This window comes from Bombella sp. ESL0385 (assembly GCF_009725755.1).
Taxonomy (GTDB): domain Bacteria; phylum Pseudomonadota; class Alphaproteobacteria; order Acetobacterales; family Acetobacteraceae; genus Bombella; species Bombella pollinis.
Genome location: NZ_WNIJ01000001.1, coordinates 358052 through 374864 on the forward strand (window position 1 = coordinate 358052; position 16813 = coordinate 374864).

Annotated in this window: 21 protein-coding genes and 1 tRNA gene; 7 read left to right on the plus strand and 15 right to left on the minus strand. The window is 53.2% G+C overall.

Going from position 1 to position 16813, the window contains the following annotated elements; all coding sequences use genetic code 11:
• Window positions 1–34: 34 nt before the first annotated feature.
• Both GM557_RS01620 and alkB read left to right on the plus strand, forming a co-directional pair.
• Window positions 35–331 carry a putative quinol monooxygenase gene (locus tag GM557_RS01620; RefSeq protein WP_155572685.1) on the plus strand — a complete coding sequence of 99 codons (297 nt, stop codon included), beginning with the start codon at window positions 35–37 and terminating at the stop codon, window positions 329–331.
• The gene (gene alkB, locus GM557_RS01625; protein WP_155572686.1) at window positions 328–969 is read left to right on the plus strand and encodes a DNA oxidative demethylase AlkB; all 642 of its coding nucleotides are present in this window, start codon (window positions 328–330) and stop codon (window positions 967–969) included. The genes GM557_RS01620 and alkB overlap by 4 nt, the downstream gene beginning before the upstream one ends.
• Before the next feature lie 9 nt (window positions 970–978).
• On the opposite strand, the gene GM557_RS01630 is transcribed toward alkB, so the two are convergent.
• The 7 genes from GM557_RS01630 to phoU all read right to left on the minus strand — a co-directional run bounded on the left by GM557_RS01630 (window position 979) and on the right by phoU (window position 7732).
• On the minus strand, window positions 979–1665 hold the full coding sequence (locus tag GM557_RS01630) for a hypothetical protein (RefSeq protein WP_155572687.1): 687 nt from the start codon (window positions 1663–1665) through the stop codon (window positions 979–981).
• Window positions 1666–1742: 77 nt separating this feature from the next.
• Window positions 1743–3119, minus strand: a complete 1377-nt coding sequence (locus GM557_RS01635; protein ID WP_155572688.1) for an L-serine ammonia-lyase — start codon at window positions 3117–3119, stop codon at window positions 1743–1745.
• A gap of 146 nt (window positions 3120–3265) precedes the next feature.
• Window positions 3266–4126 carry a sugar phosphate isomerase/epimerase gene (locus GM557_RS01640; protein ID WP_155572689.1) on the minus strand — a complete coding sequence of 287 codons (861 nt, stop codon included), beginning with the start codon at window positions 4124–4126 and terminating at the stop codon, window positions 3266–3268.
• Window positions 4123–4944 (minus strand): alpha/beta fold hydrolase, encoded by an 822-nt coding sequence (locus GM557_RS01645; RefSeq protein WP_155572690.1) that lies wholly within the window; start codon window positions 4942–4944, stop codon window positions 4123–4125. Before GM557_RS01645 ends, GM557_RS01640 begins: the two co-directional genes overlap by 4 nt.
• Window positions 4945–5048: 104 nt before the next feature.
• Window positions 5049–6098 (minus strand): cell wall metabolism sensor histidine kinase WalK, encoded by a 1050-nt coding sequence (locus GM557_RS01650; protein WP_196424568.1) that lies wholly within the window; start codon window positions 6096–6098, stop codon window positions 5049–5051.
• 153 nt (window positions 6099–6251) lie between these two features.
• On the minus strand, window positions 6252–7001 hold the full coding sequence (locus GM557_RS01655) for a response regulator (protein WP_155573442.1): 750 nt from the start codon (window positions 6999–7001) through the stop codon (window positions 6252–6254).
• A complete protein-coding gene (phoU, locus tag GM557_RS01660; RefSeq protein ID WP_155572692.1) occupies window positions 7001–7732 on the minus strand; it encodes a phosphate signaling complex protein PhoU in 732 nt (243 codons plus the stop codon). Before phoU ends, GM557_RS01655 begins: the two co-directional genes overlap by 1 nt.
• A gap of 291 nt (window positions 7733–8023) precedes the next feature.
• Here phoU and GM557_RS01665 point away from each other — a divergent pair, with 291 nt between their 5' ends.
• A complete protein-coding gene (locus GM557_RS01665; RefSeq protein ID WP_196424569.1) occupies window positions 8024–8845 on the plus strand; it encodes an alpha/beta hydrolase in 822 nt (273 codons plus the stop codon).
• Between the two features lie 16 nt (window positions 8846–8861).
• Here GM557_RS01665 and GM557_RS01670 read toward each other — a convergent pair whose 3' ends face one another.
• A complete protein-coding gene (locus tag GM557_RS01670) occupies window positions 8862–9791 on the minus strand; it encodes a LysR family transcriptional regulator (protein ID WP_155572694.1) in 930 nt (309 codons plus the stop codon).
• Between the two features lie 16 nt (window positions 9792–9807).
• On the opposite strand from GM557_RS01670, the gene GM557_RS01675 reads away from it, so the two are divergent.
• From GM557_RS01675 to GM557_RS01685, 3 genes are all read left to right on the plus strand, one after another.
• Entirely contained in the window at window positions 9808–9972 is a 165-nt protein-coding gene (locus GM557_RS01675) for a thiamine pyrophosphate-binding protein (RefSeq protein ID WP_155572695.1), read from the plus strand.
• A gap of 84 nt (window positions 9973–10056) precedes the next feature.
• Window positions 10057–11037: a hypothetical protein gene (locus GM557_RS01680; protein WP_155572696.1), complete on the plus strand. Its 981-nt coding sequence runs from the start codon at window positions 10057–10059 to the stop codon at window positions 11035–11037.
• Window positions 10968–11378: a thiamine pyrophosphate-dependent enzyme gene (locus GM557_RS01685; protein ID WP_370513443.1), complete on the plus strand. Its 411-nt coding sequence runs from the start codon at window positions 10968–10970 to the stop codon at window positions 11376–11378. The genes GM557_RS01680 and GM557_RS01685 overlap by 70 nt, the downstream gene beginning before the upstream one ends.
• Window positions 11379–11542: 164 nt before the next feature.
• Here the strand turns inward: GM557_RS01685 and GM557_RS01690 are convergent.
• From GM557_RS01690 to hisB, 7 genes are all read right to left on the minus strand, one after another.
• A tRNA-Glu gene (locus tag GM557_RS01690) sits at window positions 11543–11618 on the minus strand.
• 135 nt (window positions 11619–11753) lie between these two features.
• Window positions 11754–12137: an HIT domain-containing protein gene (locus GM557_RS01695; protein WP_155572698.1), complete on the minus strand. Its 384-nt coding sequence runs from the start codon at window positions 12135–12137 to the stop codon at window positions 11754–11756.
• 95 nt (window positions 12138–12232) lie between these two features.
• Window positions 12233–12592 carry a phosphoribosyl-ATP diphosphatase gene (locus GM557_RS01700; RefSeq protein ID WP_155572699.1) on the minus strand — a complete coding sequence of 120 codons (360 nt, stop codon included), beginning with the start codon at window positions 12590–12592 and terminating at the stop codon, window positions 12233–12235.
• A gap of 18 nt (window positions 12593–12610) precedes the next feature.
• Entirely contained in the window at window positions 12611–13372 is a 762-nt protein-coding gene (hisF, locus tag GM557_RS01705) for an imidazole glycerol phosphate synthase subunit HisF (protein WP_155572700.1), read from the minus strand.
• Complete coding sequence (hisA, locus tag GM557_RS01710; RefSeq protein ID WP_155572701.1) at window positions 13366–14736, minus strand: 1-(5-phosphoribosyl)-5-[(5-phosphoribosylamino)methylideneamino]imidazole-4-carboxamide isomerase; 1371 nt, start codon at window positions 14734–14736, stop codon at window positions 13366–13368. Before hisA ends, hisF begins: the two co-directional genes overlap by 7 nt.
• Before the next feature lie 7 nt (window positions 14737–14743).
• Window positions 14744–15388, minus strand: a complete 645-nt coding sequence (hisH, locus tag GM557_RS01715; RefSeq protein WP_155572702.1) for an imidazole glycerol phosphate synthase subunit HisH — start codon at window positions 15386–15388, stop codon at window positions 14744–14746.
• An 88-nt stretch (window positions 15389–15476) separates the two neighbouring features.
• Entirely contained in the window at window positions 15477–16079 is a 603-nt protein-coding gene (gene hisB, locus GM557_RS01720) for an imidazoleglycerol-phosphate dehydratase HisB (RefSeq protein WP_155572703.1), read from the minus strand.
• Between the two features lie 110 nt (window positions 16080–16189).
• Between hisB and GM557_RS01725 the strand changes: the two genes are divergently transcribed.
• Window positions 16190–16807, plus strand: coding sequence for a nitroreductase (locus tag GM557_RS01725; protein WP_099026399.1), 618 nt, complete (start codon window positions 16190–16192; stop codon window positions 16805–16807).
• The last annotated feature ends 6 nt before the right edge of the window (window positions 16808–16813 follow it).

Sequence of the window (16813 nt, forward strand, 5' to 3'; positions counted from 1 at the left end):
GGCTGGATAAGGCGTTATTACGCAGGAGGAGTCGATGTCCCAACCGCTCGTTGTGTTTGCTGAGTTTGAAGCAACAGAGGCTAGTTTGGCGAAGTTCCTTGAGGTGTGTCAGTATGATGCGCTGCGCTCCAAAACGGATGAGCCGGGCTGTTTGGAGTTCCTCATCCAACGCAGTGTTGAGGAGCCTTATCTTGTCGCTCTTTATGAGGTGTATAAGGATGAGAAGGCCTTCCAAGCGCATGAGGCGGCCCCTCATTTTGCGGTATTTCGTAATGCGTTGAAGGAGCTTGCCATTACAACAAGGCAGATTCGTTTCTTCCATCGGCAATGATGGATGATTTATTCCCAGAGACACGCACCCGGCAGGTTTTAGCCCCCGGGGCTGTGGTGTTGGGTGGTTTTGCTAAAGCAGATGCTCCCGCTTTGTTGCAGGCGATTGAGGATGTTCTAAAACAAGCCCCTTTGCGGCGGTATAAAACAGCCCGAGGAGGCCAGCTTGCTGCGGCCATGACGGCATGTGGTCGTTATGGTTGGGTGAGTGATGGCCGAGGGTATCGTTATGATGAGTTAGACCCTTTGACCGGGCGTGCTTGGCCGACTATGCCGCTTATCTTCCAATCACTTGCGGTGCGAGCGGCGCAAGAGGCAGGCTATGAGCAGTTTATGCCGCAATCTGGGTTGATTAACCGCTATGCCCCCGGTGCAGGCATGGGGCTGCATCAGGATTGTGATGAACAGGTCGTTGAAGCCCCGATTATTTCGGTCTCTCTTGGGTTATCAGCGATATTCCAATGGGGTGGGGCGACGCGCAACGCCCCATGTCGTAAAGTGCCCCTCCATCATGGGGATGTAGTGGTGTGGGGCGGGCCAAGCCGGCATAACTTCCACGGGATTATGCCCATTAAGCCCGGCCCTGCTGTTGCGGGGCTAGGCTGGCGATATAATCTCACCTTCCGCACTGTACGGTAAGGGGAGGGCTTATTTCGTTACTGCCGAGACGGCATCAAGATTGATGATGCTTGGTGCAGGCTCAAAACGGTGGGATGAATGTGCGGCTTTATCTGTATCATTTTCCTCCGCCGTGACGGGGGGACGATGAGTGAAGCTGAGTTTGAGCATCACACGCGTATTATTGAGGTAAATCGCCCCCAATTTTTCATCCTGCGCGGGGCTGATGCCATGGGCAAATTGGTCCTCACGCCATGGGGTGATGGTGCGGGAGGTCCAAGCATCTTCATCAGAGATAGAATCAGGCTGTTCATTTTGCTCATCAGAGAGATAAGGGGTGAGCTGCCCATCAGTAAAGCAAGCATTATCCATATAATTTGTGACGACATCACGATAATGGCGCACTTTTGGGGGGCGGGGCATGTAAAAGCCGTTCCAATGGGAATGGTAGGAGCAGCTCTGGGCGCGCCATAACCCATCTTGGCCTTTATCCATCATACATTGCACCCGCATATGGAGGGCATCATCACTATGTTTAGAGGCGAAGATAATCGGTGTGCTGGCCATCTTTTGGCACGGTAATTTGGGCTCCAAAAGGGCTGGAGCCGGTGGGCGTTGGGAGGCTGGCAAAGGGTCGCCCGGCTCAGCATAGAGAGGGGAGAGGGGGGGGAGGCTAGCAGCCCCACAAATCAGAGCAGGGAGGAGAAGGCGTTTCATAAAGCCGACCGTAACGCAAAAAAGAGACGATGTAGATTCACAATACTGTATGCGTCACGGTAAGGGAATGGCCTCCCTTAACAAGCAGGGACATTCACCGCTAGGCCGCCTAAGGCGGTCTCTTTATAACGATGATTCATATCCCGTCCTGTCTCCGCCATGGTTTTGATGACATGATCAAGGGAGACATAATGCGCGTTTGCATCATCACTCATCGCCAAAGAGGACGCGTTAATGGCTTTCACAGCCCCAAAGGCATTGCGTTCAATACAGGGGATTTGTACAAGCCCTGCCACAGGGTCGCATGTCATGCCGAGGTGATGCTCCATAGCAATTTCAGCAGCATGTTCACATTGCTCTGGTGAGCCACCAAGGGCTGCGGTTAGGCCCGCAGCAGCCATAGAGGAGGCAACGCCAACTTCACCTTGGCAGCCAACCTCCGCCCCGGAGATAGAAGCGTTGAGCTTAAACAGCCCCCCAATCGCTGCTGCTGTGAGGAGGAAGGTGCGTAACCCAGCCTTGCTATATTCGGGGCAGAAGTCGCGATAATAGCGCATTACAGCGGGGATAACGCCAGCGGCCCCGTTGGTAGGAGCGGTGACAACACGCCCGCCAGCGGCATTTTCCTCATTCACCGCAATGGCAAAGAGGCTGATCCAGTTCATCACATTATGGGGGGAGGGGGCGGCGTTTGTTTTGGCTTGTAAGCGGGCATATAATTTTGCTGCACGTCTTTGTACTTTTAGTGGGCCGGGGAGTGTATCGGTATGATGTAACCCAGCCTCAATACAGGCGAACATAACATCAGCAATGCGGTCCATCCCTCGCTCAACATCCCATAGGGGGCGGATGGCGGTTTCGTTTTTTAAAACGATGCTGGCAATATCGGTATGATGTTTCTTCGTATGGGCTAGCAAAGCCGCCCCACTGCGGAAAGGGTAAGGCACATCCGGTAGGGAATAAGACATAGTGCGCGCTTGTTCTTCTGGCGTAATGAATCCACCTCCGACAGAGCAAAAGCGTTGACGTGTGATGAGGCTGCCATCTCGGCTGAAAGCTTCAAACTGCATAGTATTGGGATGGATGGGCGGGATGGTGCTGGTATCAAGGCAAATATCTTTTTGATAATCGAAGGAGAAGCTCGTGCCATTGAGGTTCAGCAGATGTGTGCTTTCAATATGCTGGACGAGCTTTTGGGCTGTATCGGGGTTAACATGCTCTGGCGTTTCGCCCGCTAAGCCAAGCAGAATCGCTTTGATGGTGCCGTGCCCTTCCGCAGTGAGGGCGAGCGAGCCATAAAGGGTGACGACAATACGGGCGGGGTCTTTCTCTAAGGGGCCATCAGGGAGGTCTGCCAGCACATCGGTAAAGCGTTGTGCTGCACGCATAGGGCCGACTGTATGGGAGGAGGACGGGCCAATCCCTATTTTGAATAGGTCAAAGAGGCTGAGCATGAAAACGGGCCCTTGGTCCTGTGAATCCTTCTTCCTTTATGGGGTAAAAACCGTTCTGTTATAAGCCTTAAAAAATAAATTATTCTGATAATGCAACAAATAAGAAACTTTGCTATAAGGGACACTCCCCACTATGCCCCCTCTTTTTAAGAGGGGGAAGTTGGTTGTGCCCAGAGTGTCTCCAAAGCAAGGCGGCATTGTGTGATGAGGGCGGATAGGTCCCCTTGATACAAGCTATCGCTGACATCGGAGGAGAAAATCTCCACCGCGCAGGCCCCGCGGAAGCCCGCATCCCATGTAGCATGGAGCATCTCATGGAGGGGGATGCACCCTGCTCCCGGTATGAGCCTATCTGCAGCGGAGCGTGGTGTGCGCCAGTCGCTAATCTGCACAACATTAATCAGCGTCCCCGCCCGGCGGATGGCGGCGCATACATCAGGTTGTTGCCAGATGTTCCAATAATCAAGGCATAGCCCTAGGGCAGGATGATTGACGGCTTTGATGATGTCTAAGGCTTGGTCAATCGTCCAAATAGCGGTCTCATAATTGATGGATGTGGGGTTGAGCGGCTCTAAGGAGAGCGTAACGCCGAGTTCTTGCGCTAAGGGGCAGAGGCGATGGAGGGAGTCTATCGTATGGTGGATGCAACCATATACATCGCCGTTATCAGGTGCCCCTGTATTGACGACAAACGGTACATTTTGGGCGTAAGGCGCAAAGCGATGCAGGCTTTCTTCTAAGCGGGCGAAGCGGCGTTCAGCCTCTTGGGGATAGGGCACCATCTTACTGGCCCCAAATGTGCGGACTAATGGTTGGAAGGAGCTAAGCTTCAGCCCGCTTTCCTTCAGCAATGCCATTTGCTCATCCAACCGATGGGGGTCGAGTTTGTTCTCACATAGTTCGATCGTCTCAACCCCTAGGGCTGCATAATGCTGAATATCTTCCTCAAAAGACCACGGTTGGGTGGTAAACTCGTTCATGCCAAAGGCGAAGGGAAAGTGGCTCATGCGGCGGCTTCCTCTTCCATAAAGGTGAGAACAGTATGGTTGAACTTCTCTGTCTCATCAAGGAACACCATATGGGAACTTTCTTCAAACTCTACGGCTTGGCAATGCGGCATATGCTCTGCCACCCACCGAGGCCCAGCAGCGGGGAGGACTTTATCCTTCCCAGCAATCATCATGAGGGAGGGCAGTGAGAGATGGGGGAGGACATCTCGCCAATCTTGCGTTGTATGGTCAGCCATCATGAGGGAAGCGGCATAGCTAGGGCATGCGGCCATCTCGTTAAGCAGCATGGTTTTTTCATCCTCAGGCAGAGAGGTGCTGAGGCAATCAGCGAGATTTTGTTGATCAAACGCGCTGCGGTTAAAGGTAAGCTGTTGTTGGAGGAAGGTTAACCCGGCCTCATCGTAGCATGTAGCGTGGCCTAGCTTCCAGTCAGGCGAGAAGAATTGCTTTGGTGTCTGCTGGACGAAAATGGCACTGCGGAGGCGTTTTGTGCCAAAAAGCTCCATATAAGACCAGATGATGGGTGAGCCGATGGACCAGCCAAGAACCGTAACATCATGAAGGTCCAAAGCCTCCAACACATCGCGGAGGTCCGCTGCGAGGCGGGCGATACGATAGCCATGATGCGGTTTGTCAGAGTGCCCATGCCCGCGTAAATCCAGCGTAATGACACGGTATTTTTGTGCAAAAGCGGCGACATTACGGTGGAAGAACCGCCCGGAAAATGTCCAACCATGAATCATGACAAGGGGCCGCCCTTGGCCATGCTCCTCATAATAGAGTTTGATATGGTCGCTCGTGGTAATATGGGGCATCGAAGAATCTCCCTAATACGGCCTTCACTAGGCGTCTTTCATGTAAGATGGTGTGGAGCCTCGTTTTCCTGCAAGGGGGGTGATGATGTTGTAATGTTTTTACCTTACAAAGCGGGTGCGGCAGGGAGCCAGATACGGCATATCGTGCCTTCATGAGGGGGGCTGAGAAAGCGTAGATGGCCTTTATGGCGTTCTACAATCTGTTGGACGATGGCTAATCCCAACCCTGTGCCTTCTTCCACTTCCGCGGGATTGGTCTGCTTATTATCGGTAACGCGGTAAAAACGCTCGGTAAGGCGGGGGAGATGATGAGGCGCAATGCCGGGGCCATTATCACTTACAGATAATAAAATGCCCGTACCTTCCCTACGCGCACAGAGGCGGACCTGCAAAGCGTGGTCTGGTGTCGTACCATAGCGGATGGCATTTTCGATGAGATTGAGAAAGAGCTGGATCATCTCATCCTCATCAGCGAGGAGGGTAAGATGATCCTCCTCTTGCTCTACAGTGAGGTTACGCGTGTTATCGGTAAAACGAGGTAGGACTTCCCCCACGATAAGGGCGAATAACTCCCCAACATCAAGGCGTGTATGAGGGCGGTTATGGCTGCGGAGTTGGAGATGAGAGAGGTATAAAAGTCGCTCCACTAGCCGTTGCATACGCGTGGCTTGTTGGCTCATTATCTGTAGATAAAGCGTGCGGGGGGCTTGGTCTGTTGTGCCCTCATTGTCTTTTAGGAGGTCGATAAACCCACTAAGTGAGGCCAGCGGGGTGCGTAGCTCATGGCTTGCATGGGCAATAAAATCGGCCCGCATACGGTCCATTGCTTGCTCTGTGCTATGGTCGGTAAGGAGGGTGAGGACCACCTTATCCCGCCCTTGTGGCCTACTTAACTGGCGCATCGCTAAGCGGATCGTGTGCTTGATGGGGACATCCAGATGAACGATGGCGGTATGGATGGCATGCGGGCCGGTAGAAGGTGAGGTCGCTAAGGCTTCGTGCAATATAGTGCGGCTATTAGGGTGACGAAGGATGGCGCGTAAGCTCTCTTTATAATGCTCTTGCGCGGCTTGATTACAGGCGAGAATCTGCCCCATCGGGTCAAGGATTAAAGCCATACCGGGGATGAGTTCCACTAACTCATCTAATGCCATCTGATGAAGGGGGGCTTTAGCGGATGAGTATGGAGCTGTGTGTGCACTGCGAGGTGGGTTGTCCTGATAATAACGGGCTAGCACCCATCCTATATAAAGGCAGCAGAAGCATAAAACGGCACCACCGCCCAGCCATAGGATATGCCCTATCATTTAAGGCGCAGTGGGGGCAGAAGGGGAGGCATCATGCTCCATGCGGCTATCATCTAGCGCGTATCCCGCCGAGCGTACGGTCCTGATAAGGTCTGCCTCCCCCGGCTCATTTAGGGCCTTCCGTAAGCGGCGGATATGGACATCCACCGTCCGGAGTTCCACATGAACATTGGTTCCCCAAATGCGCTCTAATAAGAGTTCGCGGGAAAAGACTTTACGGGGTTGGCGGATAAGTATGTCTAAGAGGCGATATTCCGTTGGCCCTAAGGTGATGACACGGCCAGCGCGTGTGACGTGGTGATTTTCTGGCTCTAAGAGTAAGGGGCCGAAACTGATTTGGTCTTGGCTAGGGCGAGCGCGGCGTAATAAGGCGCGGAGGCGGGCGTCTAACTTATCAGCACTGCATGGCTTAGTGAGGTAAGCATCCGCCCCATGATCAAGCCCATTAATAAGATCTTGCTCCTCCGTTCGTGCAGTGAGGAATAAGATAGGCAGGTCTTTTAAACCCGGCTTCTGCCTTATGACGCGGCATAATTCTAGGCCGGAGAGGCCGGGCATCATCCAGTCCAGAAGGGCGACATCCGGTCTTGTCCCCTCAAGAAAGGTAAGAGCGTGTTCCGCATCTGCAACAGCATGCACCTGATAACCACGTTGCTGCAAGCTATGTTCAAGCAATAGGCGCAGGGCGGCATCATCCTCTACAACGAGGACAAAGCCTTTAGTGGTATTTGTAGCCGGTGGAGCAGGCATCATGGGGTGCTGGCCTCTTGCTCTGTGGCGATGCTCTGTGCTGCATGGCCGTGCGGTCGGGCTGTGGGCGGCGGTAACGTACCTGTTGCGATGAAGATGATGCGTTCGGCTATATCAGTTATGTGGTCTCCTATTCGCTCTAGGTTCCTAATGATGAATAAGAGGGAGATATAAAAGCGTAACGCGCGGGGCTGTTGGGTCATGCGCTCCAGATAATTATGGGTCATGGTAGCGCAATATTCATCCACACGATGATCAGCCTGCCAAACAGAATGAGCCGCCGTTGCATCTTGATGCTCTAAAGCGTCCATCACACGGCGGAGATGCTCAAGGACCATGCGACCAATTTCACTCAAAGCGAGCCGGTCATGAGGGGGGATGGGCTGCTCCATCTGCTCTAGCCGCCGTGCGATGGAGCGCGCATAATCGCCAACGCGCTCTAATGTGCCAGCCATGGGGATGTTAGCGACAATCTCACGCAAATCTGCGGCCATAGGGCCATGGAGAGCGAGGAGGCGGATGGCTTGTGTTTCTACCTCATGCTCTAAGGCATCAATGGCTTTATCATGATGAATGACTTGGGAGATGGCTTGTGCATCGGTCTCGGTAAAAGCGGTGAGGATAAGCGATAATTGATGTTCCACAAGGCCGCCCATCTCCTCCATAAATGAGCGTAGGCGGCGGAGGTCTTCCCCATAACGTTGTACAATATGTTGGCCTTGTTGCGGCATAGCCTCTCCCTTTTGCCGCGATACTAGCCTAATTCTGTAAGAGCGGGAACAGGCCGCAAGAGGTGGAGAAACTGGCAAAAAACCTCTGTTTTCCGCCGTTTTTAAGGTAATATTCTTATATTTAACGTAGTTGTCATAAATATTTCATCTCCGCAGGGTGGCGCACCTTGTTAAGGGTAGATGCATTTAAGAGTGAAGGAGCTGTTGATGGTGATGAGGACACGCCGTTCTTTTTTACGAGGATGCTGTGCCTTGTCATTTCTAGCTTATAGGGCATATGGGCAAGACTGTATGGCAGCAGATAGGATGCGTTTAGATAATGCTCGTGATGTCTATCCTCTATGGCCAGAGGGTAGCATGGCAAGCCCTGCTTATACATCACGCCGTGGTCGTATAGTGCGTGTAAGTGCGCCGGGTTTGCATATTATACGGCCTGAGCATCCCAATGGGGCGGCTGTTATTATTGCCGCAGGTGGAGGGTATCGGCATATCGCGGTGGCGCAAGAGGCCCTTCCTGCGGCGCACTGGCTCGCCTCTTTAGGGATTACCGCCGCGATTTTGCTATATCGTTTGCCTGATGAGGGGGGAATGATGGAGGCTCCATTAGCTGATGCGCGGCAGGCTCTCTCCCTGTTACAATCGGGCCTGTATAATGAGCGTATTGATGCACAGCGTGTTGCTCTTATGGGCTTTTCAGCGGGGGGGCATTTGGCGGGCTTAACTGCCTTGGAGGCTCATACTATGCCCCCTGCTTTATTAATGCTGCTGTACCCTGTGACGATGGTTGGCCCCCCTTTTGAGCGAACGCGTACAAGCCGTGCCTGCCTTGGTGACCATTCTGCGACAAGAGAGCAGATAATGAGATGGTCTTTGCCGCCTCATGTTGGTGTTCATGCCCCTCCATTATTTTTGGCTTATGCGGCGGATGATTCCATTGTTTCACCCCCGCAAGATGAGTATCTGATGCAGTCTTATCAGAGGCATCATCGGCCTTATGAGGTTCATCAATTTGCTACAGGCGGGCATGGCTTCGGCCTAGGCCGTGCAACAGGCCCCACACAAAAATGGCCTCATCTCGCAGAGCGTTGGATGAGACAGCAAGGGTTTTTATAGAATAGACGACCTCCCTTTATGGCTGCGGTGAGGGCGATGGGGGAGACTGGAAGGACTGATTATTAAGGCTGTGTTGTAGCCATGTCTCCTCAGCTTTACTTAAGGGGCTATTACGGCGGATAGCGAGTGAGATAGTGATGCGGAGGGTAGGGTCTTGTAAGGGGCAGCAATAAAGCCCGTCATGTTGGATAGGATTATGAAAAGCAGCGGGAAGGATAGTGATGCCAACACCCGCCTGCACTATGGTTAGTAAGAGCGATGTATCGCTTGTCCGCCCCGTAACCTGCGGTGTGACCCCGTGAGAGGCAAAGGCTTCTGAGATAAATTGGTTAATTTTGAAATCCTCATTCATGAGGACAAATTTTTCCTCCAAAATATCGGTGAAGGAACATATAGCCCGGCCTGCAAGCGGGTGTGTGTCCGCCATGAGCAAGCATAGCTCCTCCTCTGCAAAAGCGATGGTGTGTAATTGCTTATTATGGATAGGCTCTATGAGTGCAGCGATATTGGTATGATGACCTAGAAGCTGTGTTACGATCCTGTCGGAAGAGTATTCCTCAATCGTGAGCACGACCTCTGAGTATAAGCTGCAAAATTGCCGGATGATAGGGCGGAAATAGATAGCCCCAAGGATAGGCGGGAGGGCTAAATGGACAGTCCCTTTTAAGGGGCCGGATTCATCAGCCATAGCCCGTTGAAGATTCTGTTCTGCCTCTAAGAGACGTTCTGCATGGAGGAAAAAGGTCTTGCCTTTGTCGGTAAGGGTGATGGCTTTATGTGTCCGGTCAAAAAGGCGCACATCTAATTTATTCTCTAAAGAGCGGATGCCCATGCTGAGGGAGGGCTGGCTGATATGCAGCACATCACTTGCACGGCTGAAATTGCCTTGCGTGGCCACGGCCATGAAATAATGAAGCTCACGGAGGGTGAGTTGGGGGTAAGGCATCGAGCATGTCTTTGGGGTGCCGGGTGATTATGCCTTCCCGATTAATGATGCCATTACCGCGCGGAAAGATATGCGCTGGGTTGGATGCTCTAACGAGTTGAATGCCGCTTATGCTGCTGATGGTTATGCGCGTGTGCGGGGGATTGCCGCCCTTAACCAAGGTACAGTGTTGGGGAGTTAAGTGCCATTAACGGCGTTGCCGGGGCATATGCGGAGTATCTATCGGTTATCCATCTGGTTGGGCTTCCCGAACGCGCTGTGATAGATGAAAAACAGGCTCGTGCATCATACGTTAGGCAATGGTCAGTTCATGGCGTTTTATGATGCAGCGGCTCATATTGTGTGCGCTCAGACGATTTTAGATGGTCAGAATTGCGTGCAGGAGGTGGAGCGCGTCCTTGCTGCATTGTATAAAGAGTGGCGGCCTATTTGTATCGGTATTCCTTCCGATGCAGCTCATAATGAAGTGGTCGTGGTGGAGGGTCATAAACCCTCTCGCTCCCAGCCGAACAAGGTACAAGCCGAGTATGTTGCCAAGCGTATTATTGCGCAGCTTGAGCAGAGCAAAACGCCATGTGTTTTACTGGGTATTCTTACCGCTCGTTTTGGCGGCCAAGAGGCCATGCAACAGTTTTTAAAACGCTCCGGCCTGCCTTACGTTACGATGTATATGGATAAAGGCGTGGTGGATGAGCAAGATGCCGGTTTTATAGGGATGTATAGCGGGCATCTCGTCCAGGAGGCTGTTGCTCATTTTGTGGAGCAAGCGGATCTTGTCCTCACATTGGGTGCCGAGATGACGGATTTTAACACCGGGACATTCACGCAGACCTTGAATCCGGATCGTGTTATTAGTGTCATGCCGCATGAGGTGCGCTTTGGTGATGGTGCGGTTTATGCAGTCGCCTTGGTAGAGGTTATGGAAGCCCTTGCCGCGTTAGCGGGGACCCTGCCTGCCTATACGGGGCCGGGTTATTTGGGGACGGAACTTGCCCCCCAGCAGGCTGATGAAGGCGATGATGGGGCTATTCGGACTCACACGCTATATTCCGCTGTGAAGGATCATCTCCGGGTGGGGGATATTGTGGTGAGTGAAACCGGGACCATAGCATGGGTATGGGGTTTATCCGCTTACCAGAGGGTGTACGCTATGAGGAGCAAAGTTTATGGGGGGCCATTGGTTGGGCCACACCCGCTGCTTTTGGTATGGCTATGGCAGCCCCGCATAAACGGGTTATCTTGTTGACAGGGGAGGGGTCTCATCAGCTTACAGTACAAGCTGTTGGTGAGTTTGCCCGCTTTGGCTGCCACCCCCTCATTTTGGTGCTTAATAATGATGGCTATCTGATTGAGCGTCTGCTCTGTGATGATGGGGAGCGTTATTATAACGATGTTGCCAGCTGGGATTATACCGCTCTAGCCCGTGCCTTTGGTGGGAAAGATTGGCATTGCGAACGTGTCAGCACGCCCAAGGCTTTGCGACAGGCTCTTGCAGCAGTAACACCGGGGCAAGGGGCCTACCTAGAGGTTATAGCCCCCCGTTATGATGCCCCTATGATGGCAGAAGCTATGGGGAAGAAGCAGTAAGGCAGTAAAGTCCTTCTAAGCTGGCCAAGCTGGGCCTCTCCTTATGAAAGGGAGAGGCCCTTTTTATAGGGCTTGTGACATATACTAAGCGGGTATAAACGCTATCACCAGCGAATGCCATTATTATGAGATGATTTAGTTTTTAAGGAAGATGATAAAGCGACTGGCGTCCCGTACGGGATTCGAACCCGTGTTGCCGCCGTGAGAGGGCGGTGTCCTAGGCCTCTAGACGAACGGGACTAAAGGCGTGGGTTCTCTCTAAAGGGGATAGGGCAGGAGCGCAAGAGGGGGAGGAGATTTTTTTACAAAACCATTGCAGATAATAAGCAAAAAGCCCCCATGAGGGAGCTTCTCGCAACAGTTTATATGTAAAAGTTAGTTTTTAGGGGGGCAGAGGATGGGGCCAAGTTTTTGCCCGCCAAGCAAATGAACATGAAAATGCGGTACTTCCTGCCCACTATCAGGGCCAGAATTGCTGATGAGGCGGAAGCCGCTGGGGATGAGGGATTGCTCGGCTGTGATTTTATCTACCAACTTCCAGAAATCGAGAATCTCCTCATCACTCGCGCGGGAAGTGAAGTCGTGCAGGTCGGTATAGGCCCCACGGGGGACAACAAGGATGTGGATCGGCGTTGCGGGAGAGATGTCATAAAAAGCAAAGGAATGTTTGCTATCGCAGACGCGCTCGGCTGGGATTTCTCCACGCAAGATTTTGGCGAAGACGTTGTTATTATCGTAAGCAGGGTTGGGTATCGGCATAAGATGGATCCTTCTTTTCCTCCTCATATGATTGGGGAGGAGGGAGGGGGTAAGTCAAGGGGGGGAAGGGGGGCAACCCACCCATGCCTTGCTTTTTAGAAGGTCTCTTTCGGACGGGAGGCTTTTTCCGCAATCCCACTTGTCCCTTCGCGGCGTTCTAGCTCGGCCCAAACATCGGCAGGGGCAACGCCAGCATCAACCCACATTACAATGAGGTGGTAGAGTACATCCGCACTCTCACTAATGAGGCTCTCACGCGTACCGCCAATGGCTTCGATGACACATTCAACGGCTTCTTCCCCAAATTTTTGGGCAATTTTGCTCCGTCCACGGGCCATGAGACGGGCCGAATGGCTTACAGAGGGGGAGGCATCCTTCCGGTCCATAACGGTATGGTAGAGCCGCTCTAATATATCATTGCGGGTGAGTGCGGCTTGTTTCTTCTCTTTAGACATGATGATTCTCCCAAGCCGTTAGCGGCCAAGTCGTACTGGCAGATGCGCCTTGTGTAAGGCTTGCTTGACCTCGTTAATTTTAAATTGACCGAAGTGGAACACACTCGCGGCGAGAAGTCCACTCGCACCAGCCTGCGCCCCTTCGACAAAATGAGTAAGTTCCCCTACTCCGCCAGAGGCAATAACGGGGATGGAGACACGCTGGCACACAGCGCGGAGGAGGTCTAAATCAAAGCCAGAGCGCGTGCCGTCACGATCCATACTGGTAAGGAGGATTTCCCCCGCCCCACGCTCTGCCATTTGTTCAGCCCAAGCGAGGGCATCTAACCCTGTAGGCTCGCGCCCACCTTTGGCATAAACCTCCCAACCACCCCGGCTATTGCTGCGGGCATCGATAGCGACAACAACGCATTGGCTGCCAAAGCGTTCGGCTGCTTCATTGATGAAATGGGGCGTACGAATCGCAGCGGAATTAATAGCGCATTTATCAGCCCCGCTGAGGAGGAGTTTCCGCATATCCCCACAGCTTCGCACCCCGCCCCCAACTGTAAGGGGAAGCTGGACTTCGGCGGCTGTGCGCTCGACAACATCAAAGATGGTTTCACGGTTATCAGAGCTTGCCGTGATGTCTAAAAAGGTTAGCTCATCTGCCCCAGCAGCATCATAAAGGCGTGCTTGCTCGACAGGGTCGCCAGCATCACGGAGGGAGACAAAATTAACCCCTTTGACAACACGGCCATCACAAACATCAAGGCAGGGGATGACGCGTAGCTTTAGCATGTCCCCTCCAACACCTGTAGGGCCTCTGGGAGGGAGATGCGTCCATCATAAAGGGCGCGTCCAACAATCACCCCCGTAATGCCCGGTGTTTCTTCAGCAGCACGGCGTAAGGCGTGGAGATGCTCTAACGTGCCAACCCCGCCACTGGCGATGATAGGGATGGAAACATGTCGCGCTAAGGCCGCTGTTTGCTCAATATCAAGCCCTTCTAACATGCCATCACGGGTAATCTCGGTGAAGATGATAGCCGCAACCCCGGCATCCTCCATATGGCGGGCGAGGTCTGTCGTGGTGAGTTCGGAGACTTCTGCCCAGCCTTCTGTAGCAACACGGCCTTGGCGGGCATCAATCCCCGCGACAATACGGCCGGGCCATGCGCGGGCTGCTTGGCGGACGAGCTCCGGGTCTTTAACCGCAACCGAGCCAAGAATAACCCGGCTCACACCGGCCTCTAACCAGCGTTCGATTGTTTTCATATCGCGCAATCCTCCACCAAGCTGTACGGGGAGGGAGGTATTGGCGATAATGCCTTCAACGGCATCTATATTGGCGGAGCGACCAGCAAAAGCACCATCTAAATCCACAATATGGAGGTGGCGGCAGCCAGCGGCCTCAAAAAGTTTGGCTTGTGCTGGCGGGTCATCTGAATAATGGGTGGCATCATTCATCTCACCTTGGCGTAGGCGCACACAGGCCCCGCCTTTGAGGTCAATCGCAGGATAGAGGGTTAGTCCTGTAGAGGTAGGTGTAGGGGCCTGTGGCGTGTGATGAGGCATAGTTGTGGCTCCTCCTGCTGCTTGCCATTGGATTGTGCCGCCTTCTGGGACCAGAAGTTTGGAGAAGAATAATCCGCGCACTGTCCGGTCTCCGATTCGTGCAAAATAGGGGTGCGTGCCCCAATGGGTGAAGCCCAATGATGTAAGTAGGGCAATAGCATCGGGTAGAGTTTCCCGCACGCGACAATCCAGCACATGCGCCCCACCAGCGCGTGCGCAGGCGATGACCTTATGCAGGAGTAGCGTTCCTAGCCCTTTATTGCGCTCATAGGGAACGATGAAAAAGGCGGTGATGGTTGCACTAGCTCCGTAAAGCTCGGAGCGTGCTGTAGCATGGGCTAAAATGGCGGCCCCGCAAATGCTGTTATCTGGGGCACGGACGATGAACAGGTCTCGCTCTGGGACGAGGAGCAACCCTTGGAAGAAACGGCGTAACACCCCTGCCTCTGGCGGGGTATGCCAATTAAAAACACCTTCATTGAGAATAGCGGCTGTTGTGCTTTCTATGAGGCTTTCTAGGTCGTCTTCCTCAATCGTATCATGCAGACGTTCCGCTTTATATTGGGCGGGTGGGTCAAATAAGGGCATAGTGATATCACCTAGCCTGCCAGAGGAGGAAATTACCAAGAATGGTCAGCCCAACCTCTTGGCTTTTCTCAACATGGAATTGCGTACCACAGCGATTCCCCTTCGCTACGATGGCAGGTATAGTCATGCCGTAATCCGCTGTGGCGATGACCTCATCCTCATGGGCTTCTTTTAGAGCGTAGGAATGGACAAAATAGCCATGCTCCCCCGGCTGCAACCCTTCTGTCAGGGGGTGGGCACCGGGGGTGAAGCTAAGGGTGTTCCACCCCATATGAGGGAGCTGCAATCCCGCTTTTGCGCTCTCATCCATAGGGGCGATATGCCCATCAATCCAGCCTAGGCCTTCTGTACGGCCATGTTCTAGCCCATAGCGAGCCATGAGCTGCATCCCCACACAAATGCCCAAAAAGGGTGTGCCTTCCGCTGTAGCTTTCTCCAATAAGGGGCGGAGATTGCCAGTATCCAGCCCATGAGCGCAATTTGCAAACGCCCCTTGCCCAGGTAGGATGAGCCGGTCCGCGCTGAGGATGTCCGCTTCCTCACGGCTGATGAGGATATCGGCCTTAATCCCTCGCAGAGCTGCGGCGCGGCGGGCAGCTTGTGCAGCGGAGGCCAGATTGCCGCCATTATAGTCGATTACGACAACGCGCATGAACATTTCCCCCTCAGCCTACGAGACACTTGCTTTTCTTTCAGGCATGTGAGGGCGGTAAAGCAAGCAAAAATTATATAAGGTTTTTTTATAATACACCTTTTGTGGAGGGGATGCGCCCTGCACTGCGCGGGTCACGGGCTAAGGCCATGCGGAGGGCACGGGCAAAAGCTTTAAAGGCACTCTCGGCAATATGGTGGGCATTAGTCCCTGCACGGCCATTCATATGGACGGTAATGCGCGCTGCCATACAGAGGGCGCGGAAGAACTCCTCCACCATTTCGGTTGCCATTGTGCCAATTATCTCGCGGGGGAAGGTGATGTTCCACGCAAGGAAGGGCCGGCCAGAAATATCGACCACCGCTTCGCACAAGGCTTCATCAAGCGGGACGAGGGCAAAGCCAAAACGTTCGATTCCTCGTTTATCGCCAAGGGCACGATAAATGGCCTCCCCTAAGGTGATGCCGACATCCTCAATGGTGTGATGGTCATCAATATGCAGGTCCCCTTTGACGCGCACCTCAAGGTCTAACCCACCATGACGGGCAAGGGCCTCTAACATATGGTCAAAAAAGCCAATCCCAGTCTGGATGGAGCTTTTCCCTTCTCCATCGAGGGAGAGTGAGAGGGCGATGTCTGTCTCGTTTGTTTGGCGATTCAGCGTAGCGGTGCGGGGTGTCTGTGTTGTCATGCGTCCTAATTAAACCAGTTTCGGGCGTAATCCAAACTTGCTTATCGCGCTCGTCTGGGGGAGAGTGTTTTGTATCTGATATTCTTATGACGATGGAGAGGGTTAATATCATGACACAGGCTATATCTGATTCGCCTCTCTCTGCGCTATTGGGGCGGTCCTCCACGGGGGACCTTATCGCACCTGCCCCAGAAGGCGATGTGTTGATGCGTATTTTATCCGCAGGTCTTTGCGCGCCTGACCACGGCCATTTATGCCCGTGGCGTTATATTGTCATCACCGGGGCGGAACGGCCCGCTTTTGCTGCGCATGTGGTGGAGGCTGTAGCCCGGCAAGAGCCTGATGCGCCAGAGAAAAAGCGTGAGAAACGCCGCACGCGTTTTAGCGAAACCCCCATGATTATTGCCCTTGGGATGCATATACGCCCCAAACATAAAGTCCCCGTCATAGAGCAAGAAATGGCCGTGGCGGCTGGGGCTATGAATGTGCTGAATGCCTTGCATATGGAGGGCTTTGGTGGGGTATGGATTAGCGGGGCTTTTTGTGAGGACCGCCCCTTACTCCGTCACTTAGGGTTGAAGAAGCCGCATCGTCTGGCAGGTTTCTTATTAGTCGGTACGCCAGAAAAACCAGGCAAGCTTCATAAACGGCCTGATATTGCTGATTATATGGCGATATGGGAGGCGGAACATCCTGTTACATTCCGGGCGGATGAGGAGTCGCATTAAGGTGAG